Genomic DNA, 21,658 nt, shown 5'->3' with positions numbered 1-21,658 from the left:
GCATTATGAGCGCAGAATTTTCAACATTTATTAATATCGGTGAGCGCACTAACGTTACAGGTTCTGCTCGCTTTAAACGTCTTATTCTTGAAGGTGATTATGAAACCGCTCTTGATGTCGCAAGACAGCAGGTAGAAAACGGTGCCCAAATCATCGATATCAATATGGATGAGGCCATGCTTGATTCAAAGCAGGCCATGATCACATTTTTAAACCTTATCGCTTCTGAGCCAGATATTAGCCGAGTTCCCATTATGATCGACTCGTCTAAATGGGAAATTATCGAAGCCGGGCTTAAGTGTGTACAAGGTAAAGCGATAGTTAACTCGATTAGCTTAAAAGAAGGTGAAGAACTCTTCTTAAATCAAGCTAAGCTAATAAAGCGCTATGGTGCTGCAACCGTAGTGATGGCGTTTGACGAGACCGGGCAGGCCGACACACAAGCCCGCAAAGTTGAAATTTGTCAGCGTAGCTACAAGCTTTTGACTGAAGAAGTTGGTTTTCCGCCTGAAGATATTATCTTTGACCCCAATATTTTCGCAGTAGCAACGGGGATTGAAGAACACGATAATTACGCGGTTGATTTTATCGAAGCTACCCGTGAGATACGTAAAACCTGTCCGTATTCCCATATTTCTGGTGGCCTTTCTAACATCTCTTTCTCTTTCAGGGGAAACAACCCAGTGCGCGAGGCTATGCACTCGGTGTTTCTGTACCACGCTATTCGAGCCGGTATGGATATGGCAATCGTTAATGCCGGTCAGCTAGAGGTATATGACGAAATTCCCGCTGAACTTCGAGATGCCGTTGAAGACGTGATTCTAAATCGCAGAAGTGATGCCACAGAGCGCTTGCTTGATATTGCCCCTAATTATCAAGGTGATGGTAAGGCTGCCGCAAAAGAAGACTTGTCTTGGCGCGAACAAGAGGTAAATAAGCGCTTAGAGCACGCGCTTGTTAAGGGCATCACCGATTACATTATTGAAGATACCGAAGAAGCGCGTCAGCAAGCTGAGCGTCCGTTACACGTTATCGAAGGGCCATTAATGGACGGCATGAACGTAGTAGGGGATTTGTTCGGCGAAGGTAAGATGTTCCTTCCGCAGGTGGTAAAGTCGGCTCGCGTTATGAAAAAAGCGGTAGCCCATTTACAGCCATACATTGAAGAAGAAAAGTCAGACGATGCTAAAAGCAACGGTAAAATTCTTCTCGCTACGGTAAAAGGTGATGTTCACGATATCGGTAAAAATATCGTAGGCGTGGTACTTCAGTGTAATAACTTTGAAGTGATTGACCTAGGCGTGATGGTGCCAGCGGCAACAATTTTACAAACCGCTAAAGATGAAAACGTTGATATGATTGGTTTGTCAGGCCTTATTACGCCATCACTTGATGAGATGGTTCACGTAGCCAAAGAAATGGAACGTCAAGGCTTTGATATTCCTTTACTTATTGGCGGGGCGACGACGTCTAAAGCGCATACCGCAGTAAAAATTGAACAAAATTACCATGCGCCTGTGGCTTATGTTCCAAATGCAAGTAGAGCAGTAGGCGTATGTCAGCGTCTTCTAAACAAAGCGTCTCGCGATATTTATGCAGAAGAACTGGCAAAAGAATACGATACGGTACGTGAACAGCACGCCCGTAAAAAGCCGCGCAGCAAGCCGGTGACATTAACTCAGGCGAGAGAAAACGCTTTTAAGCCAGATTATACGACTTTACCGGTAAAACCTGCGAGCTTAGGTGTTACACCGGTAACCGCCGATTTAGCTACGCTTCGTAACTACATTGACTGGACACCATTTTTCTTAACCTGGTCTTTAGCAGGCAAATACCCACGTATACTCGAGGATGAAGTAGTCGGTGAGCAGGCCCGGTCATTGTTTAATGATGCCAACGCTATGTTGGATAAGATTATCGAAGAGAAGAGTCTTGAGGCAAAAGGCGTTATCGGCTTGTTTCCTGCTAACCGCGTTGATGACGATGTTGAAATTTATACTGATGAATCTAGAAGTGAGGTTCAAGGCGTTGCCCACCATTTGCGTCAGCAAACCTTAAAAGACAAATTCGCAAATTATTGTTTGGCAGACTTTGTTGCTGAGAAATCGAGCGGCATAAATGATTATGTGGGTGCTTTCGCCGTCACCGGTGGTATAGGTGAAGACGAGCTTGCTAATAGTTATATTCAAGCAGGTGATGACTACAACGGTATTATGGTCAAAGCCGTGGCAGACAGACTAGCTGAAGCGTTTGCAGAATATCTACACGAACAAGTACGCAAGCACTACTGGGGCTACGCCGCTGACGAATCATTAAGTAACGAAGAACTGATACGAGAAAAGTATCGGGGCATTCGACCTGCACCCGGTTATGCAGCGTGTCCAGAACACACTGAGAAGCAGCTTATTTGGGACTTATTGTCAGCAGAGCAGCACACAGGTATGAAGCTTACGGAAAGTTACGCCATGTGGCCGGGCGCGTCGGTATCGGGCTGGTATTTTGCACACCCAGATGCCAAATACTTTGCGGTTGCCAAAATTCAAGCCGACCAAGTAGAAGATTACGCCGCGCGTAAAGGCTGGACTTTAGAAGAAGCCGAAAAGTGGTTGGGTCCTAACCTAAGTGATTAATGCTGATAAGGCAGATAACGTGTATGCAAATCGAAAAGCCTTTTAGTCAGGCCTGTGAAAACAACAAGCGCGCCATTTTGAGTGTGCTTGAACGTACATTTGCTAACTGCCGACAAGTTTTAGAGATAGGAAGCGGGACAGGACAACATGCCGTATTTTTGGCTGAACACTTACCCCATCTTATTTGGCACACAAGCGATCAACCGCACTACCACGAGGGCATTACCGCTTGGCTGAGTGATACAAATGTGGGTAATGTGAAACCTCCCATTGCATTCACTGTGGGGCAAGATGTATTTCCTAACCTCGACGTAGACGGCATTTTTACGGCAAACACCGCACATATCATGCAGAAAGAAGAGGCAAAGCTACTAATGGAATCAGTAGCGTTGCACTTACCCAAAGGGGGCATATTTTGTCAGTATGGCCCTTTTACACACAGCGGTAAATTTACCTCTGAAAGTAACCAAGCCTTCCACGCTTCGCTCTTAGCGCGTGGCTATGGTGGTTACCGCGATATCAACGAGCTTACCGCTTGGGCAGGCGAGTTGAGCTTGCAAGATATTATCGATATGCCCGCCAATAACCATATGCTTATTTGGCAAAAACGCTAAATAAGTACCAGGGCTGGAGCTATTTGTATTACGGAAAGTTAAAACAAAGAGCAACAGCACTCAAATCAAAGGAGTAACTATGAGCTTTAAAGTAAACCATTATTTCGACAATAAAGTGAGCTCGATTGGGTTTGAATCTGCAAACGGCCCCTGCACCTCGGGCGTGATGTCGCCGGGTGAATATACATTTTCTACATCACAAAAAGAGCTAATGAAAGTGGTTGAAGGTGAGCTAGTTGTGAAGCTTCCGGGAAGTGACGAATGGCAATCTTTTGCTACAGGCACCAGCTTTAATGTACCCGCCGATGCTTCTTTTGACGTAAAAGTGTCTACGCCTACCGCTTATCTTTGCTTTTACAGCTAATTCTTAAAAGTGTTTAATTCACACTGTATTTAAACTTTCGTAGAATTGACTTTCAGAGGTTGTAAAATTTCTCTGTATATCTCAAAGTATTAGAAGTGCAAGCGAGCTCGGCTCACTTGCGCTTTTATACTAATAAAACTAAACCTGTAATGTGTGCGAATTATCAGGGCCTGTTAACCTTTGATGTACGAATTTTGGTCTAAATGGAAGCCTTTTAATCGCGAAACAGTCCTGCAAGCCTAGTGGGCTAAGTTAAAGGGCTGTGACAAAGAGTAAAAGGCTTCCATAACGACCCCTTCGGGCAGCGCCTTTGTGCCATCTATACGGCGTTGAATGTTTTCGACTTAGAACCACTAAACCGTCAAACATCCGCCTTGTCTAGATGGCACAAAGACCGCTGAAAAAATGTACAACAAAGGTCAACAGGCCCTAGTGCTGGAATATACTTTTCACACGTTGTGGCGTTTAGTAAACAATGAGAAGTACAAATGAAATCCATATCACTCCAAAAAAAGTTCATGCTTATCGTTGGCGGTAGCATAGCTTTGATGTTACTCATTACGGCGTTTTTCTTAGTCAATACCGTTGCAGATAACACCCGCAGTCGCGTAGAAAAAGAGCTTAAATCCTTAGTTGCACGTGAAGCTAATGACGTTGAAGGCTTCTTCGCAACCTATGGCGGCGTTGCTAGAGCGTTCCTAAGTAGTCCTTTTCTACAAGATTTTTTTACGCGCCATAACACGCGAGGGGCGCCCGAAAGCCAACTGGCTCAATCTGAAGATATCTATGCTACATTTGAGGGCATCAGCAGCCAAGATCCCATCATTAAATCTGCGTTCTTTGGTTCAGCTAAGACGGGTGAATACTTCTATGAAGAGGGCCGAGTCGGCGTCGACACATCGGGTCCTGATGCTGGCAATCCTAACGCCGGTTACTTTGCAACTAAGCGTCCGTGGTTTACTACTGCCGTTGAAAAAGGAAAGCTATATGTAACGCCTCCTGCTGTCGATTCCCAAGATGGAAGCGTATCTGCAGTAGTACAAACCCCGATATACAAAAATGGAGCGTTACTAGGCGTTGGCGGTGTCGATATTCTTATTAGCACGGTGGGTAAGGTCATAGATGCCATTCGTTATGAAGATCAAGGCACGGCGTTTTTACTCGATGAAAACCAAAACATTGTTTACTTTCCAAAACAGAGCAAAGCGTTGCCACTAAGCTCCTCTATTCGCAACTTTGACAGCGTGTTTGATAGCACTGAAGGGTTTGGCAAGTTGGCAAGTAATATAGCGGCTAATGAATCTGGTATTGTGCACGTAACCTGGAAGGGGGAAGACTATGTTGCGGTTTTTGAGCACGCTCAGTTAACTAACCCACAAATGAATTGGTCGCTGGGCATTCTTATCCCTGCAAGCATCATTGATAGCCCTATAAATAATGCAATTACTACGGCAATTATCGTCGCCTTTGTGATTATTGGATTAATAGCCCTTATTACTTATTTTGCGAGTGCTAAAGTCACTCAGCCTTTGGTCGAAATGCGCAATGCAATGGCGGAAATAGCGCATGGCGACGGCGACTTAACCAAGCGTCTGGAAGTTAAGAGTAACGACGAAATCGGTGCGCTTGCTATAGAGTTTAATACCTTTACCGATAAACTAAGATCATTGCTAAAAGATACTGCCGCTAACACTAAGGCTGTTTCTGATGCAGCGGATCACCTTCGAGATGTGAGTCACGCGACTAGTAAGGAAATTAATCAAGAGCGTAGTCAGGTGGATAATGTGTCTACGGCAGTGACGCAGATGGCTGCTACCGTCGTTGAAATTTCAAAAAATGCGGCACAGTCCAGTGACGCTGCGACTAAAGCAGATGAATTGGTACAAGCCGGCAGTGAACAAGTGCAAGATGCTATGAGGGAAATTCGCGCGCTGGCTGACGCCATCAGTCAGGGTGTTGAAGTTGTAGGCGGATTGAGCAAAGAGTCAGATAGCATCGGTGCTGTAGTCGATGTAATTAACAGCATAGCTGAACAAACTAATTTACTGGCATTAAACGCAGCCATTGAAGCGGCGAGAGCCGGTGAACAGGGGCGCGGCTTTGCCGTTGTTGCAGATGAAGTTCGCTCTTTAGCAAGTCGTACACAAGAATCGACGACTGATATACGAAAAATGGTAGAGCGATTGCAGGCGATGTCTGAGCAGACCAACAGTGTTATGCAGGAAGGACAAACCCGTTCTCAATCTGGTGTCGATAAAACAGAGAAAGTGGTCGAAACGCTTAAAGACATTACCCAGTCTATAGGTTTGGTTCACGAGCAAAGTACTCACATAGCACTTGCTACCGAGCAGCAAACGGAAGTGGCGCAAGATATTAATAAGTCGCTCGTAGCTATCACTGGTTTAAGTGATAAAACTAGTCAGCATGCAGAAGAGTTAGCTGTGGAAGCTACGCAGTTAAGTGCCGTCTCTGGTGACTTAAAAGAATTGGTGGGACAGTTTAAAATTTAGCGCCATTCATACCGTTAAGCGCGCATAATGCGCGACAGTCTTTAATTAGAGCGTTTTCGCTTGCCAACATTGTTGGCTAGCGAATTATTTTATTCCCTAGTATGACATAAGTTTCTGAAATACTGTTTGGAACACCTATGGCTTGTGCGTTTGCGAGAGGGCAATGAAATCGTCTACAAACCCCAATACGTCCTGCGCTTTTCTATGACCCAAGTACAGCGTTTTTGACACGCCTTGTTCACCAAGCGACCGACAAGTCAAGAGATCGCTTTCTTTTGATTCATCAATTAACCATTTAGGTAGCGCAGTAACACCACGTCCCGCGGCTACCATTTGTAACATGATCTCTGTGGTTTCAATCGTTTTATGTTGCCTCACTGTGCAATTGGCAGGAGTAAGAAAATGCGTGAATACGTCCAGTCGACTGAGTTCTACGGGGTAGGTGATAAGGGTCTCATTGCTTAAGTCTTTCGGTGTAACAAATGGCTTCTCTGCCAAAGGGTGGTGCTTATCCATTACCAATACTTGCTCATATTCGAACACTGGCGTGTAGGTAATGGTTTCAAGTGAAAGAGGGTCTGGCGTGAGCAATATATCAATATCGTACCCGTGAAGCGCTTGTAAACCGCCAAAAGAGAACGCGCGGCGTACATCTACATCAACATCGGGAAAGGCTTTCAAAAAAGGCGCTACAACCTTGAGCAACCATTCAAAACATGGGTAGCACTCCATCCCAATGCGTAATATGCCCTGTTTACCATCGGCAAATCTGCGTAATTGGGCTTCAGTATGCTCAAACTGGGGTAAAACTCGGTGAGCTAAGCCCAATACACTCTGACCCGCCTGAGTCAGCGTGAGTCTTCTGCCGTCTTTTTTCCAAAGCGGTACGTCAAAATGAGCTTCCAACTTTTTCATTGCGTGGCTTAACGCTGACTGGGTTAGAAAAAGCGATTTTGCCGCTTCTGTCATCGTGCCTTCAGCATCTATCGCTCTTACTATTCGTAAATGTTGTCTATCAATCATAATAAATTACAACCAGTTTAACGTTTTGGAAGAGGGCTTGGAGCAGCACTGACTATAGTCACGGCGTCCGACAGGCGAGTTTCAATTATCTCTTTTATGATAATTGATATTTCTCTAAAGGTCTTTCGTCCAGGCGCAGTGTTTCTCCACGCTAATGAGTGCTGACGCTCAATAGGCATATCGGCAATTTCACACACGTGTAACGCTTCAGGCTTGTGCAACTCAGAATGGATATAAAGCCCGGGTAGGAAGGCTACACCCATGCCCATTACCACCATTTGACGCAAAGTATCTAGGCTGGTGCCCTCATAATCACGCTGTAAATCTGCCCCAATCTCATCGCAAATGCGCTGCACTTGATGATGAAAGTGATGTCGGTCTTCTAGTGTTAACACTTTCTCGCCGCTTATTTCTTCTGGCTTAACATAGGCTTTTCCTGACAATTTGTGATCAGAAGGCGTGACGAATTTTAAAGGCTCTTTGAAGAGTGGTTGCGTGATCAATTGAGAGTTCTCGCCCGAAAGTGGGGAAAGAATTAGGTCATATTCACCACGCAGTAGACCGTGTTGCAGTGCGTTAGGGGCGCCTTCTCGAACATAGAAGCGCAAGCCGGGCTTCCGTTTGTGCAGATCTGGTAGCACAAAGGGAAGTAAATAAGGCCCTAGTGTTGGCGGTATTCCTAACCGGTAGGTTACGACTTCACCCTCGGACAAGTCTCGTGCAATTTCGCTGAACCGTTGAGAGGCCTGCAGCACCTCTTCCGCTGCATCAAGCAAGGCTTTACCTTGGGGAGATAACAGCGTTCCTGTGCGTGAACGTTCAAAAAGCGTTAGCCCTAATAGGTTTTCTAGCGCACTGATCTGACTGGTCAGAGTAGGCTGACTAATTCCCAGTATTCCTGCTGCCTGCCTGAAGCTTAAGTATTTAGCCACTGCAACAAAATAGCGGATTTGGTTAATTGACGGGGTCTTTCCGTTGAATTGCATGGTGAAAATGGCTCTCTCTTACTATGCTTATGAGTAGTGATACGTAAGCGGTGATAGTATTTAACTATCGCGAGTTAGTATATTAAACTATTAATCTATCAGGTGAAACTGGCGTAATTACATAATCATTACAATTATTAAAAAAATTGGGAGTTATATATGGATCACGTTATCTCAGGTGTTGCCAAATTCCAGAAAGAAGTTTACCCAAACAAAAAAGCTACGTTTCAAAAACTAGCTACCGGGCAGAACCCTGAAGTGCTTTTCATTACGTGCTCTGATTCACGTATCGACCCGAACTTAGTAACACAAACTGATCCAGGTGAGCTATTTATCTGCCGTAATGCGGGCAACATCGTACCTCCTCACAGCAACCAAACTGGTGGCATGACAGCGTCTATTGAGTTTGCAGTTGCTGCACTGGGCGTTTCTCATATTGTTATTTGTGGCCATACTGACTGTGGTGCGATGAAAGGCGCCATCAACCCTGAAGGCTTAAGTGCGCTACCGCATGTAAAAGAGTGGCTAGGTCATTGCCGTGTTGCAACTGAAGTTGTTAAAGAGCGCTGTGGCCATTCAGACCTTTCTATTGACGACCTGGAAGCGGTAACGAAAGAGAACGTTGTTCAGCAAATTCAGCACCTTCGCACTCACCCTGCTGTTGCTGCAAAAATTGCAACAGGTCAGGTTAAGCTTCACGGATGGGTTTATAACATTGGTTCAGGTGAAGTGCTTTACTACAACACTGAGTCTGGTGAATTCGATGTAATGGACGAGTCTACTGCCGAAGCACAACTTGCTCGCGGTGAATAAGGTCTATAACTATGGTAAAAATTAACCTTTCAAACCTACGAGGCGATTTTACCGGCGGTTTAACAGCCGGTATTGTTGCTTTACCACTGGCGCTTGCACTTGGTGTAGCGTCAGGCTTAGGCCCAATGGCGGGCCTGTACGGTGCTATTGCGGTTGGCTTCTTTGCCGCACTTTTCGGTGGTACACCAGCACAGATTTCTGGTCCAACGGGGCCTATGGTTGTTGTTCTTGCAGGCTTGTTCGCAAGTCTATCAGGCGACGCTAGCCTTATATTCACAGCTGTGATATTGGCCGGTGTATTCCAGATTGTTTTTGGTGTCCTTGGTGTTGGTCAATACATTCGCCTAGTGCCTTACCCGGTAATATCGGGCTTTATGTCGGGCATCGGTGCAATCATCATCATTCTTCAAATCGGCCGCTTACTGGGCCATGAGCCTCCCGGCGGAACAATCGGCGCATTGACATACTTGCCAACCGCGCTTGCCGATATTGATTTTGCAACCTTGGCGTTAGGCCTTGGTACCTTGGTTATTGCCTACAAATGGCCACCGCAATTAGGCAAGTATGTGCCTGGCGCACTGGCTGCACTTATCATTGGCACGCTTGTAAGCTTAGCGCTGTCTGTGCCAATCCTTGGTGATATCCCGACGGGTTTACCTAGCCTTCACCTTCCAGTATTTGACCAAAGTAAAGCACTGCTTATTCTTGAAGCCGCGTTTATTCTAGCTGTGCTGGGAGCCATCGACAGTCTACTTACATCTCTTGTTGCTGATAACATGACGCGTACCCGTCACGATAGCAATAAAGAGCTAATCGGCCAAGGTATTGGTAATACATTTGCTGGTCTTATCGGCGGTATCGCAGGTGCAGGCGCAACGATGCGTACTGTTGTAAATATCCGTAGCGGTGGTAAGTACAACATATCGGGCATGGTACACGCGCTAGTTCTTCTAGCAATTGTGTTAGGTCTTAGCCCGCTAGCGGCGCAAATTCCTCACGCTGTTCTTGCTGGTATCTTGGTTAAAGTAGGCTTAGATATCATCGACTGGAGTTACTTGAAGCGCGCTCACAAAGGCCCACGTTGGGACTTCGGCCTAATGATTATGGTGCTTGCGCTAACGGTATTTGTAGATCTGATCACAGCAGTTGGTGTTGGCGTGGTATTCGCAGCATTAGCTTACGTTAAGCAAATCGCACAGCTGCAAATTGAAGAGCTTAAGAAAATCCCTGAGTCGTTAAACGACCCTAAAGATAATGAGCTTCTGGAATCTCTTAAAGACAAAGTATCAATCTTTAGTTTTGGCGGACCACTAAGCTTTGGTGCGGCTGCCGATTTGGGCCACCACGTTCGTGAGCGTGTGAAACCGGGTTCTAAAGTCACCATTTTAGATTTCTCGCGCGTTCCACTTATGGATGTTTCTGCTGCGATGGCAGTTGATACAGTTACTTCAGATGCACTAGCGGCAGGTCGTCAGCTGGTTATTTGTGGTGCTAATGCAGAAGTCAATAAGGTGCTTGAGGGCGTAAACGAAGCGCACCCAGGTATCCCCAACTTTGACACGCTACACGACGCCTTGCTTTACGCAGAAAAGCAAGTAGCCGGGACTGAAAGCAAAAATACCCGTTTTCAAGCCGCAACGCAGTCGTAAAGTAATATCAAGGTAAGATAAACCTTTCCCTTTTGGCCCTCCTTAGTGAGGGCTTTTTTGTGTCTGTTAGGCAAAGATTTCTTTGCTAAATTTCTGGGTCCGTTTATAGCTGGTGCATGTTTACTTGGATGTCATTGAGTAAACAAACATGGAAAATGTTTTATTAATTGATTGTTCAATTAAACTTAACGCTACTGTAACAATTCCTCCCTAGAGTAGTGAGTAAACATTACACAACTACTTTGGGAAACACATGAAAACACACAATAAACTCTCGTTAGCTGTACTTGCAGCACTTTCGTCTATGACTACACCTACAGTGGCGTGGGCAGAGGAAGCAGAGCGTGCTGACGAAGAGCGCATAGAAGAAATTACCGTTGTTGGGCGAAGCGTTTCTTACGCGAATAACGCAACGAGCGACGATATGTTTAAACAACAGGCTAATCTTAGCAGTGTGTTAGCCGCGGTTGATAACCTGCCGGGTGTGCTTATTAACGAAGGTGATACCTTTGGGGCTGATGACTGGTCAACGTCTATTGTTATTCGTGGCTTTCAAGTAAACCTAAACGAGCAGCAAATTGGCATGACGGTAGATGGCATCGCCAACGGTAACTCGAATTACGGTGGTGGCGCGAAAGCGAATCGCTATATCGATACCGAAAACGTAAAAGGCGTTGAAGTTTCTCAGGGTACGGCGGATATCGCTTCCCGTTCACACGAAGCCTTGGGCGGCACACTGAATTTCACCACCATTAACCCGTCTGCGGAGCAGGGCTTAATAACCAGTGTAACAGCGGGTTCATTTGATGCGTCAAAATACTATGTACGCTACGAAACAGGCGAAATCTTTAAAGATACTTACGCGTGGATAAGCCTTTCAAGTCAAGAAAGTTCTGACTTTATGCAGCAGGCAGCAGAGAACACCCGTGATCATTTAGCCATGAAGTTTATCTCTACCGTTAACGACGTGTCTCTTACAGGTTACCTGTCTTACGACGATACCCACGAAGATAACTACCAGCGCATATACGGGCTGGCGCAATATGAGCAAAATCCAGACTGGGACCAGTTAACTGACGAGTGGACAGGTGTGCCTTATCAAGATCAGGCGTATCGTCGAGGTTGGTCTACCCTACGCGAAAACCTTTTCGCTTATTTACAGGCTGACTTTACTATTGGCCAGGTCGATTTTATGACTAACGTGTATTATCACGACAATGAAGGACGCGGCGAATGGGTTCCACCCTATATTGTCGATATCACTGATGACGGAGCAGAAGGGCACTCAGAGCTTATTGTTGGAAATACGGTATTCGGTGGAGAAGAGCTGGGACAAATCTACTTTGTTGATAGACAAGGCAACCAGCTAAGTCCTATTGATGGTTGTCAAAGCTCACTGACCTTCCCTTATGGTGGTGCAGGTGCAGAATATGACCCAGGCTGTCACGCGCAAGGCGCTATTCCTGTGGGCTCATATCGTCACACCCATTATGATAAAGAGCGTTTTGGCATTAATGCTGATGCTGTGTGGTACACCAAAATTGGTGATTTTGATAATACCGTACGTTTTGGTATTTGGTGGGAAGACTATGAGCGTGGCGAGTCTCGCGATTGGCATAAAATTACCAATTCGTCTATTAGTATCGATTATGACAACGTGCCTTACTGGGTGCAGTACGATAGAACCTTCCCAGTTGATACCTTGATGTACTATGTGGAAGATGAGCTTGATCTAGGCTTTGCCCGCATTCGCGCTGGTGCCAAGAAGTTTAACGTAGATATCGAAAAAACGGACAACTTTGATTCAGCCAACAACTTAGCGGTGAATACTGACTCAGATACCTTATTCTCAGCCGGTATCGTCGCACCTTTACCCATTGAAGGAGTGGAAGTTTTCGCAGGTTACGGTGAGAACTTTGCGGCAATTAAAGATGCGCAACTAGAGCGCAACGATACTGACCTTCGCTTTATAAAGCCAGAAACCGCTGACAACATTGACGTAGGTTTCCGCTACTCTTCACCTGGCTTCAATGCCAGCGTGACCTACTACAATATTGAGTTTAACGACCGTATTCAATTTACCAGTAACGAAACCTCAGAGGGCATAGACTTTCTTGAAGCAGCCGCGGGTGGATACAAAAACGTGGGCGGTATTGAGTCTAGTGGTTTTGAAATTTCAGCAGACATTATGCTAACCGAAGAGTTCTCGTTGTTCACTTCTATTACCTTAAGCGAGTCAGAATATATTGCGACGGTAGGTAGTTCAGGTACGCAATACGATACACTTGACGATGCGCTGGCAGCCATCGCTGACCCTGAAAACCCTGAAGTGTCACTGGTAGCTATTGAAGGTAATACGGTTATCGGTACGCCTGACACTATGGCGGTAATTAGCCTTGATTGGGCACGCGATAACTACTTTGCAGGCCTGTCTACCAAGTACGTTGATAGCCGCTACCTGGATATTGATAATGCAGCACAAGTTGATGACTATATCGTTAGCGACTTCTATATTGGCGGCTTTATCGAAAACATTGGTTCAGGTGCTGAAGAGCTAGAAGTGCGTTTAACAGTAAACAACCTGTTTGATGAAGACTATGCGTCTACCATTGCACCAGGTGCATTTTGGATTGGCGCACCTCGCGCTGTTGCAGTCAACGCACGCTTAACCTTTTAATCGTGATATCATGCCTGCGGCGGCATTGTGCTGTCGCAGGTTATTTTTTAGATTTAAGGTTTGGAGTTGTAGCATGCCCAAGGTGGGAATGGAGCCAGTTCGCAAGAAGCAATTAATAGAAGCAACGCTAGAAGTGATGGCAGAAGTTGGCTATCACGGTACAACGATTAGCTTAATTAGCAAAAGAGCTGGGCTTTCTTCAGGGATAATCAGTCACTATTTTGGTGACAAGCAAGGTTTAATTGAAGCAACGATGCGCCACCTTCTCGATGCGCTAAAAATCACGCAGCGTATTGACGATCCCCTAGAGCGGATTGATTTCATTATTGAAAATAACTTTTCACAAACCCAAGGGGCGAGTTCCGCCACCAATACCTGGTTTAACTTCTGGGCGTTGTCACTTCACAACGAAGGCTTGCATCGTTTGCAGTGTATTAACCACAAACGCTTAGAGCGTAATTTAGCGTTTAGTTACCGCAAGCTACTTAAACCTGAGCAGGTCAAAAACGCCGCTGCGTCTACCGCTGCATTAATTGATGGGTATTGGCTTCGTTATTCCATGGGCAGTGTGGGTAACGGTGATTTTTCAGAAGCTGTAGCCCGTTGCAAGCAATACGTTCGCGATTTAGTTGCCCAATACGGAAGATAAATAAGCAAACGGAAGTTAAACAAGTACTCGCGGCTGGCGTATAAGTACCACTGATCGAATACTATTAGAAAAATAAAAAGGGCGGTTCGAGATAAGTCGAACCGCCCTTTTTAATTATCTACACTTTCTAAATGAGCTACATGATTTATGCGGACTGGTATTAGCTGGCGCCAGATACAAATCGCTATCCGGCGCGAGAAGCTAGCATGTACTCACTAAGTGCTTAACTCAATGAGTTACCAAATTCTTACGCGCTCTTCTGGCGCAAGATAAAGTGCATCACCTGGTTTCACGTCAAACGCTTCATACCATGCATCATGGTTTCTTGGAGCTTGTGCACGATAACGACCTGGCGCGTGTGTACCTGCGCGAAGTTGATTCAGCATGCTTTCTTCAGTGCGTTTTTCTTTCCACACTTGTGCCCATGCAAGGAAGAAACGCTGATCGCCTGTTAGGCCGTCAATTACCGGCGCTTCTTTGCCGTTAAGGCTAAGTTTGTAGGCGTGGTAAGCCATGGCTAGACCACCCACGTCACCAATGTTTTCACCCAAGCTGTTGCGACCATTTACGAAGTTACCTTCGATAGGCTCGTACTGGCTGTATTGCTCGGCTAGCATATCCGCTTTTTCTTCAAACGCTGCGCGGTCAGCATCGGTCCACCAGTTGCGCTGAATACCGTTTGCATCTGACTTCGAGCCTTGATCGTCAAAACCATGTCCCATTTCGTGACCAATTACCGCACCGATTGCACCGTAATTTACAGCAGCGTCGGCATTTGGATCGAAGAATGGCGGTTGCAAGATAGCCGCTGGGAATACAATTTCATTGAACGAGCTATTGTAGTACGCATTTACACGTTGTGGTGTCATGCCCCAGCGGTTGCGGTCGGTCTTCTCTAGCTCACGTTCTACTGACTGGTCTTGGAAGAATGTGCGAAGATTACGAACGTTGCCTACTAAGTCTTTGTCGCTAATAGTTACGCCGTCGAAAGACTGCCATTCGTCCGGATAACCAATTTTAGGGTTAAATGCCATTAGCTTTTCTTTCGCATTTACCTTGGTTTCTTCGCTCATCCAGTCTAGGTTTTCAATACGCTCACCTAGTGCTGTACGCAAGTTCTCAACCAGCTCTGCCATCTGCTCTTTTGAGCTTTCTGGGAAGTATTCGTTTACGTAAATCTTACCGATAGCAAAACCAAGTGATTCAGTACCAGACATTTGGCTCACTGCGCGTTTCCAACGAGGACGAGGCTCTTGCTGACCGCTTAGTGTACGACCAAAGAAGTCAAAGTTGGCTAGGTAGATATCTTCAGAAAGGAAATCCGCATTGTTTGAAATAGTGTGATATTTCAAGTACGACTTCCAATCAGCGAGATCAGCTTCGTTAATAATTTTAATAACGTCTTTTACTGGCTCAGGCTGTGTAATATTTAGCTCAGGTACCTTATAACCGGTTTGAGCAAAATACGTATCCCAATCAAAGCCAGGGTACTCGTCAGACAGCTTGCTACGTTCAATCTGGTTTAGAGTAAGATCGCGGTCACGGCGTTTTTCGCGAGGCCACTGAATTTCTGCAATTTGTGTTTCAAGGGCAAGAATGTTCGCCGCTTTTTCAGCTGCGTTTTCTTCGCCTGCAAAATTTAGCATCTGCTCGATGTGCGCTACATACGCTTCACGAATTTTAACAAAACGTTCGCTATCGCTCAGGTAGTAGTCGCGATCAGGAAGGCCTAAACCACCAACACCAACACTTAATTGGTATTCATTTGGGTCAAGGCGGTTGTACCACATACCGCCGCCAATTGGCGTGGTTGAGCCTACTAACCAGCTGTTACCAAATGCTTTGGTTAGGTCAGTTTTGTTTTCAATACTATCGATAGACGTGAGTACGTCTTTAATTGGCTCAATACCTTTTTCGTTGATGGTATCTGTATCCATATAAGCAACGAAAAAGTCGTGAACAAGCTTTTCTTCTGCATTTAGTGAAGACTTGTCCATTAGCCCATCAATGATGTTTTTAACTTGCTCTTCACTACGCTCTGCAAGACCCGTAAACGCGCCGTAGCGAGTTTTGTCAGCGGGCAGCTCGTAGTTGTCGTACCATGTACCGCTCGCGTACATGAAGAAGTCATCACCAGGTTTTACCGCTTCATTACGAGCGGTCAAGTCTACGCCAAAAGAGCCTAGTTCCGCTTCGCCCTTCATTTCTGGCGCTTCAACATTGCTGGTTTGTTCTTGGGCTTTTTCAGGCTGACCGCAACCAGCAAGTCCCAAAGATGCCGCAATCGCTACGGCAAGAAGTTTATATTTCATCGTTTTTCTCGTTGTGATTATAAGTGTCGTCGTTAGGTGCAGTGACACTCGTTGTTTTTAAAGTAGGCACAAATTCCTTGTTAAACGGTAAAGCATTCCGTGCCTGATTAAAATAGCTTGCGATATGTGGCGTTTCTCGCTGTAAAAAGTCTGCTACAGCAGTGTGAAACGACGGATGTTGTAATTTGTGATGAGAACGGCAATAAATGGGCTCGAAGCCTCGAAGTATTTTATGTTCACCTTGGGTGCCGGGATTAAAAAGCGATAGTTTTTTCTCAATGGCGAATTCAATGCCTTCAAAATAGCAGCAGGCAAAATGTAGCCCGTCTATTTCTTTCAGTGCTCCCCAGTATCTGCCATACAGTCCTGTCTCATCGTAGAAAAAGAGGGCGCTGGCTACTGCTACCTCATTCTCTATTGCCGTAACTATAAGCATGTTATCGCTCATGCTCTCGACAAGCTGCTCAAAGAACACATCATTCAAATATCCCACGTGACCGCTTCGTTTTAAATAGGTTGCTTTGTAACACTTTGTGAAAAACTGCAGTGTCTCTGGACTAATCTCGTTGCCGGTATGATGGGTAAAGCGGACGCCTTGCTCGTTCAGTTTACGTCGACTTTTCTTGATATCTTTTCTTTTGCGGGAGGTAAGCGCGTTAAGAAAATCGTCGAAATCACCATAACCGTAGTTATGCCACTGAAACTGAACCGCGTATCGGGTCAGGTAGTGGCTGGGAATACTGGGTTGAACTTTGAATTGGTCATTAGGCAAATCATCGGCTAATTCACTGGCCTCAGTCTCGCCTTTACCAATGAGTTGAGCCGAGGTGCTTTCATTGGGAAATAGCCAATGAAAAGATGACAAAGCCTCACCAAATACGGACTCTACATACGCTGTCAATGTATTTTCTAGTTCACTTAAAAGTGACGGAGTAAGCGCAATGTGCCCATCAGAAAGTAGTCTAGAGCCTGTTACGGGCGTGAAGGGAATGGCCGATATCCATTTAGGATAATAGTCGAGACCGTGCTGTGCATAAGCATTAGCCCATGCGTGGTCAAACACGTATTCACCGTAGCTGTGAGTTTTCAGGTAGCCGGGAATAACGAGATTAACAGCCTCATGCTGGCTCTGCGCTATAGCAATATGGCAAGGCTGCCACCCAGATTCATTGCTGCACGAGCCGCTGCGTTCTAGCGCATGTAAAAATTCATAAGAAACGAAAGGACCCGATTCTTTTGCGAGGTATTGCCAGCGCTCTTTAGAGATCTGTTCAATCGAATCTATTATTGTTATGCGATAGTTGGATGCTGTCATGCAGTTTACATCATGTAGAGGTTAAGTGCGTAAAACGCTAGATAGTCGCAATGTACTAGTAATTAACGCTAAAATAACGCGGTTTCTACGTTTAATACAGAAGAGTAAGTTTACAAAAATGTCAGAGTTCGACCGAAAAATCATTACCGACGCGATTACTCGCATGCTGGCACGACGAGAGCATAGTTTTAACGAGATTATGCGAAAGTTGCAGCAGAAGGGAATAGCGAGTGATGCTTTCATGCCTATTCTGGAGGAATTCAAAGATGCTGATATCCAAAGCGATGCTAGATTTGCAGAAAGCCGAGCTCGCGCACTGTACTTAAAAGGGAAGGGACCCCGCGCGATTAAATTAGACTTACAGCAATACGGTGTAGATGAAAGTACTGCAGAACACGCAATGAGAGAGATTGATGCTGACTGGTTTGAAAGTGCTAAAAAAGTAAAAGAGAAAAAGTTTGGCGAGTTTTATGAAACCGAATTCGCGTTGAGACAAAAGCAGAAACAATTTCTTCAATATCGTGGCTTTTACCAAGATCACATTGAATATGCGGTAAGCGCAAACGAATCTAGCTAAAACGGCTTTGGCACGAACGGCTGGGTTCTCGGCTATGTTGCCTTGTAAATATGGGCTGTCGGCGATTCGTTTTGTTAATACTGGCTATTTTCGTCTACTTAAAGTGAAATTTGAGCCTATCTTACCCCCGTTAGACTTAACAAAATTGCGCTATCCATGGTATTGTTGCGCAAATTTGTGTGCATTTTAATTATCCAGAGAAATATAGCGGAGATTGGCGTGTTGTGTATTAGCAAAACGCCCCGATTATAAGGCTCATTAGAACAGGCAAATCGCACGTTTCAAAAATAGAATAAAGGAAGTTAGGTTTTCAATGACATTATCAACTGCTGACTTACGTAACAAGTTTATCGATTATTTTAAAAGCCATGGCCACCAAGCGGTGGCGAGCTCGTCACTGGTTCCGGCAGATGATCCCACACTTCTTTTTACCAATGCGGGCATGAACCAGTTTAAAGACTGTTTTTTAGGTGCGGAAAAGCGCAGCTATACCCGTGCGGTATCGTCGCAGCGCTGCGTTCGCGCAGGTGGTAAGCATAATGACCTTGAGAACGTAGGTTACACTGCGCGTCACCATACCTTTTTTGAAATGCTGGGTAATTTCAGCTTTGGCGATTATTTCAAAAAAGAAGCGATAGAGTTTGCATGGAATTTCCTTACCAAAGAAATTGGTTTGCCAAAAGAAAAGCTCTTAGTCACCGTTTATTCTGAAGATGACGAAGCTTTCGACATCTGGGAAAACCATATTGGTGTTCCAAAAGAAAAGATTATTCGCATTAGCACGTCAGATAACTTCTGGTCTATGGGCGATACCGGTCCATGTGGTCCTTGTTCTGAAATCTTTTACGATCACGGTGCGCACATTTGGGGAGGTCCTCCGGGAACACCTGAAGAAGACGGCGACCGCTTTATCGAAATTTGGAACCTGGTATTTATGCAGTTTAACAAACAAGCTGACGGTACCATGGAACCACTCCCTAAGCCTTCAATCGATACCGGTATGGGCCTAGAGCGTATTTCCGCTATCTTGCAGAACGTGCACAGCAACTACGAGATCGACCTTTTCCAAAACTTGATCAAATCAGCAGCATCAATTGTTGGAAGCGAAGATTTAGAAAATAAATCGCTACGGGTTATCGCCGATCACATTCGTTCGTGCAGCTTCTTAATTTGCGATGGCGTTATGCCATCAAATGAAGGGCGCGGATACGTATTACGTCGCATTATTCGTCGCGCTGTTCGCCACGGCTATCAGCTTGGCGCAAACGATATCTTCTTCTATAAACTTGTGGCATCACTTGCCAAAGAAATGGGTGAAGCGTATCCAGAACTTGTAGACCAGCTACCGGTAATTGAAAAAGTACTACGTGTTGAAGAAGAGCAGTTTAGCAAAACGTTAGCCCGTGGTATGGCTATCCTAAACGATACATTAGAAACTCTAGAAGGCGACACAGTGCCGGGTGACGTAGTGTTCAAGCTTTACGACACCTATGGTTTCCCTACTGATTTAACCAATGATGTAGCACGTGAGCACGACCTTAAGATTGACGAAGAAGGTTTTGAAGCTGCTATGCAAGCACAGCGTGCCCGTGCACAGCAGGCTAGCAATTTTGGTGCAGACTACAATAGTAAACTCGCTATTGACCACACAACCTCATTTACGGGGTACACCGATGTAGAAGGCCAGGCGAATGTGGTTGAACTTATTGCCGACAATGCGTTTGTTGAGAAGCTTGAAGACGGTCAAGAAGGCGTTGTGGTATTAGACAGCACACCGTTCTACGCTGAAAGTGGTGGTCAGGCTGGAGATAAAGGTGTGCTTCGCGTGGCAAACGGTGAATTCATCGTTACCGACACCCAAAAAATGGGTAATGCGTTTGCACACAAAGGTATTGCTAAAGGTTCGGTATCTAAAGGTGATACGGCAACCGCAGCGATTGATGCAGCAAATCGTGAAGCCATTAAAAAGAACCACAGCGCAACGCATTTACTTCATGCAGCACTGCGTGAAATTTTAGGTGAGCACGTAACTCAGAAAGGTTCATTGGTTGAAGCGCCGCGCATGCGTTTTGACTTCTCGCATTTTGAGGCAGTAACGGCTGAGCAACTTGCTGAAATTGAAAGACGAGTTAACCAAGAAATACGTGCAAACCACACGTTAGCAACTGAACTAATGGATTTGGATGAAGCCAAAGCATCAGGCGCAATGGCGCTATTTGGTGAAAAGTACGACGAAAAAGTTCGCGTGGTAACCATGGGGCCATTCTCTGTAGAGCTATGTGGTGGTACTCACGTTACACGTACTGGTGATATTGGCTTGTTTAAAATTACCAGTGAAGCGGGTATTGCATCGGGCGTTCGACGTATCGAAGCAGTTACTGGCGAGCATGCACTTGAAGTCGTGCAAACCCAACAAGCGACACTGTCTTCATTGTCTGCGTTATTGAAAACAGATAGCCAAAATGTACTTGATCGCGTAGTTTCTCTACAAAATCAGACTAAAGAACTAGAAAAAGCGCTCAATTCTGCGAAACAAAAACTGGCGAGTCAGCAAGGTGCTGATATGCTTAGTAATGCAGTAGAGATAAATGGCGTTAAAGTTCTTATTGCGAATTTGGAAGGTGTTGAAGCGAAGTCTTTGCGTTCAATGATGGATGACATTAAAAACCGAATTGGTGAAGGGATCGTAGTATTAGGTGTGGCTAATGACGCGAAAGTGAATCTTATTGCTGGCGTTACTAAAAACCTCACTAGTAAAGTTAAAGCGGGCGAGCTAGTTAACTTTGTCGCATCACAAGTAGGTGGCAAAGGGGGCGGTCGTCCAGATATGGCACAGGCAGGCGGTGATCAGCCTGAAAACTTGGGCCAGGCACTAGATTCGGTTAACGCTTGGTTACAAGATAAGCTATAATTATTTTTGTGTATAACAGTGAGTTTTTGAAGTGACGCAGAAACATGGAATCACTGTCGCTTCCATCGGGTCGTGCCGATGGGTTGGCAAATCTTAATGGATGATGTTCAGTATTAAGGAACAGGAGCAAGCGAATGCTTATTTTGACTCGTCGAGTTGGTGAAACGCTTATGGTTGGTGACGATGTAACCGTTACCGTACTAGGTGTAAAAGGGAATCAGGTACGTATCGGTGTGAATGCACCAAAAGAAGTTTCTGTGCACCGTGAAGAGATATACATGCGCATTCAAGCAGAAAAAGGCGGTCAGCCAGGCTCTGCAGAATAATTGCATTATACGCTTCATTGGAAAAGGTCAGCTTACGCTGGCCTTTTTTGTTTTAAGTGAGTAAATCTTATCGGGCTTTAGCGCAAGTCTATTGTTTCTGTTCTATTTCGCCAGAAATGACGTTGTGATGTCTCGCGCTAACGACCAAGTTAAGTCTCTGGGTCGTGCACAGCTTTTTTCTAGCACAAAGCCTTCTGGGTGGACGATTTTTAAATCGAGACATTTACCGCTTTATTTGAGATTTTGGAGCGTTTTTAAATAACTCAAGTAAGTAATACGAATCAGCGTACTTGGTTATGAAC

General features: G+C 45.3%; 15 protein-coding genes. 11 read left to right on the top strand and 4 right to left on the bottom strand.

The features are described from left to right. Positions 1–5: 5 nt before the first annotated feature. From metH to F0261_RS13855, 4 genes are all read left to right on the top strand, one after another. The gene (gene metH, locus F0261_RS13870; protein ID WP_171338257.1) at positions 6–2,630 is read left to right on the top strand and encodes a methionine synthase; all 2,625 of its coding nucleotides are present in this window, start codon (positions 6–8) and stop codon (positions 2,628–2,630) included. A gap of 23 nt (positions 2,631–2,653) precedes the next feature. After that, a complete protein-coding gene (locus F0261_RS13865) occupies positions 2,654–3,244 on the top strand; it encodes a DUF938 domain-containing protein (RefSeq protein WP_171338256.1) in 591 nt (196 codons plus the stop codon). Between the two features lie 79 nt (positions 3,245–3,323). After that, the gene (locus tag F0261_RS13860; protein ID WP_014948660.1) at positions 3,324–3,608 is read left to right on the top strand and encodes a pyrimidine/purine nucleoside phosphorylase; all 285 of its coding nucleotides are present in this window, start codon (positions 3,324–3,326) and stop codon (positions 3,606–3,608) included. Between the two features lie 488 nt (positions 3,609–4,096). After that, the gene (locus tag F0261_RS13855; protein WP_014978615.1) at positions 4,097–6,118 is read left to right on the top strand and encodes a methyl-accepting chemotaxis protein; all 2,022 of its coding nucleotides are present in this window, start codon (positions 4,097–4,099) and stop codon (positions 6,116–6,118) included. A gap of 135 nt (positions 6,119–6,253) precedes the next feature. On the opposite strand, the gene F0261_RS13850 is transcribed toward F0261_RS13855, so the two are convergent. Together F0261_RS13850 and F0261_RS13845 are read right to left on the bottom strand one after the other, a co-directional pair. After that, positions 6,254–7,141 carry a LysR family transcriptional regulator gene (locus F0261_RS13850; RefSeq protein ID WP_041449819.1) on the bottom strand — a complete coding sequence of 296 codons (888 nt, stop codon included), beginning with the start codon at positions 7,139–7,141 and terminating at the stop codon, positions 6,254–6,256. 17 nt (positions 7,142–7,158) lie between these two features. Further along, complete coding sequence (locus tag F0261_RS13845) at positions 7,159–8,127, bottom strand: hydrogen peroxide-inducible genes activator (RefSeq protein WP_014978617.1); 969 nt, start codon at positions 8,125–8,127, stop codon at positions 7,159–7,161. A gap of 159 nt (positions 8,128–8,286) precedes the next feature. Here F0261_RS13845 and F0261_RS13840 point away from each other — a divergent pair, with 159 nt between their 5' ends. The 4 genes from F0261_RS13840 (at position 8,287) to betI (ending at position 13,915) form a co-directional block, all read left to right on the top strand. Continuing rightward, complete coding sequence (locus F0261_RS13840; protein ID WP_014948664.1) at positions 8,287–8,940, top strand: carbonic anhydrase; 654 nt, start codon at positions 8,287–8,289, stop codon at positions 8,938–8,940. Positions 8,941–8,951: 11 nt separating this feature from the next. Further along, positions 8,952–10,589 (top strand): SulP family inorganic anion transporter, encoded by a 1,638-nt coding sequence (locus F0261_RS13835; RefSeq protein WP_014978618.1) that lies wholly within the window; start codon positions 8,952–8,954, stop codon positions 10,587–10,589. A gap of 253 nt (positions 10,590–10,842) precedes the next feature. Further along, positions 10,843–13,266: a TonB-dependent receptor gene (locus tag F0261_RS13830; protein WP_171338255.1), complete on the top strand. Its 2,424-nt coding sequence runs from the start codon at positions 10,843–10,845 to the stop codon at positions 13,264–13,266. A gap of 73 nt (positions 13,267–13,339) precedes the next feature. Next, complete coding sequence (betI, locus tag F0261_RS13825) at positions 13,340–13,915, top strand: transcriptional regulator BetI (RefSeq protein WP_069943918.1); 576 nt, start codon at positions 13,340–13,342, stop codon at positions 13,913–13,915. A 236-nt stretch (positions 13,916–14,151) separates the two neighbouring features. Here the strand turns inward: betI and F0261_RS13820 are convergent, their stop codons facing one another. Next, positions 14,152–16,227, bottom strand: a complete 2,076-nt coding sequence (locus tag F0261_RS13820; protein WP_171338254.1) for a M13 family metallopeptidase — start codon at positions 16,225–16,227, stop codon at positions 14,152–14,154. Beyond that, positions 16,217–17,542 carry a GNAT family N-acetyltransferase gene (locus tag F0261_RS13815; RefSeq protein ID WP_171338253.1) on the bottom strand — a complete coding sequence of 442 codons (1,326 nt, stop codon included), beginning with the start codon at positions 17,540–17,542 and terminating at the stop codon, positions 16,217–16,219. Before F0261_RS13815 ends, F0261_RS13820 begins: the two co-directional genes overlap by 11 nt. A gap of 118 nt (positions 17,543–17,660) precedes the next feature. Between F0261_RS13815 and F0261_RS13810 the strand changes: the two genes are divergently transcribed. The 3 genes from F0261_RS13810 to csrA all read left to right on the top strand — a co-directional run bounded on the left by F0261_RS13810 (position 17,661) and on the right by csrA (position 21,356). Next, complete coding sequence (locus F0261_RS13810; protein WP_014948670.1) at positions 17,661–18,119, top strand: regulatory protein RecX; 459 nt, start codon at positions 17,661–17,663, stop codon at positions 18,117–18,119. A 313-nt stretch (positions 18,120–18,432) separates the two neighbouring features. After that, the gene (alaS, locus tag F0261_RS13805; protein ID WP_014948671.1) at positions 18,433–21,030 is read left to right on the top strand and encodes an alanine--tRNA ligase; all 2,598 of its coding nucleotides are present in this window, start codon (positions 18,433–18,435) and stop codon (positions 21,028–21,030) included. Between the two features lie 134 nt (positions 21,031–21,164). After that, entirely contained in the window at positions 21,165–21,356 is a 192-nt protein-coding gene (gene csrA / locus F0261_RS13800; RefSeq protein WP_012517705.1) for a carbon storage regulator CsrA, read from the top strand. The last annotated feature ends 302 nt before the right edge of the window (positions 21,357–21,658 follow it).

The sequence above is a fragment of the Alteromonas sp. 07-89-2 genome (assembly GCF_013113925.1).
In the GTDB taxonomy this organism is placed as follows: Bacteria; Pseudomonadota; Gammaproteobacteria; order Enterobacterales; family Alteromonadaceae; genus Alteromonas; species Alteromonas macleodii.
Note: the sequence above shows the minus strand (reverse complement) of the source record. Positions and strands in the feature narration are given on the sequence as shown.

What these genes read in the sequence shown, in the direction of transcription:
- metH (WP_171338257.1), top strand. Translation starts at nt 6, where the DNA reads ATGAGCGCAGAATTTTCAACATTTATTAATATCGGTGAGCGCACTAAC.
- F0261_RS13865 (WP_171338256.1), top strand. Translation starts at nt 2,654, where the DNA reads ATGCAAATCGAAAAGCCTTTTAGTCAGGCCTGTGAAAACAACAAGCGC.
- F0261_RS13860 (WP_014948660.1), top strand. Translation starts at nt 3,324, where the DNA reads ATGAGCTTTAAAGTAAACCATTATTTCGACAATAAAGTGAGCTCGATT.
- F0261_RS13855 (WP_014978615.1), top strand. Translation starts at nt 4,097, where the DNA reads ATGAAATCCATATCACTCCAAAAAAAGTTCATGCTTATCGTTGGCGGT.
- F0261_RS13850 (WP_041449819.1), bottom strand. Translation starts at nt 7,141, where the DNA reads ATGATTGATAGACAACATTTACGAATAGTAAGAGCGATAGATGCTGAA.
- F0261_RS13845 (WP_014978617.1), bottom strand. Translation starts at nt 8,127, where the DNA reads ATGCAATTCAACGGAAAGACCCCGTCAATTAACCAAATCCGCTATTTT.
- F0261_RS13840 (WP_014948664.1), top strand. Translation starts at nt 8,287, where the DNA reads ATGGATCACGTTATCTCAGGTGTTGCCAAATTCCAGAAAGAAGTTTAC.
- F0261_RS13835 (WP_014978618.1), top strand. Translation starts at nt 8,952, where the DNA reads ATGGTAAAAATTAACCTTTCAAACCTACGAGGCGATTTTACCGGCGGT.
- F0261_RS13830 (WP_171338255.1), top strand. Translation starts at nt 10,843, where the DNA reads ATGAAAACACACAATAAACTCTCGTTAGCTGTACTTGCAGCACTTTCG.
- betI (WP_069943918.1), top strand. Translation starts at nt 13,340, where the DNA reads ATGCCCAAGGTGGGAATGGAGCCAGTTCGCAAGAAGCAATTAATAGAA.
- F0261_RS13820 (WP_171338254.1), bottom strand. Translation starts at nt 16,227, where the DNA reads ATGAAATATAAACTTCTTGCCGTAGCGATTGCGGCATCTTTGGGACTT.
- F0261_RS13815 (WP_171338253.1), bottom strand. Translation starts at nt 17,542, where the DNA reads ATGACAGCATCCAACTATCGCATAACAATAATAGATTCGATTGAACAG.
- F0261_RS13810 (WP_014948670.1), top strand. Translation starts at nt 17,661, where the DNA reads ATGTCAGAGTTCGACCGAAAAATCATTACCGACGCGATTACTCGCATG.
- alaS (WP_014948671.1), top strand. Translation starts at nt 18,433, where the DNA reads ATGACATTATCAACTGCTGACTTACGTAACAAGTTTATCGATTATTTT.
- csrA (WP_012517705.1), top strand. Translation starts at nt 21,165, where the DNA reads ATGCTTATTTTGACTCGTCGAGTTGGTGAAACGCTTATGGTTGGTGAC.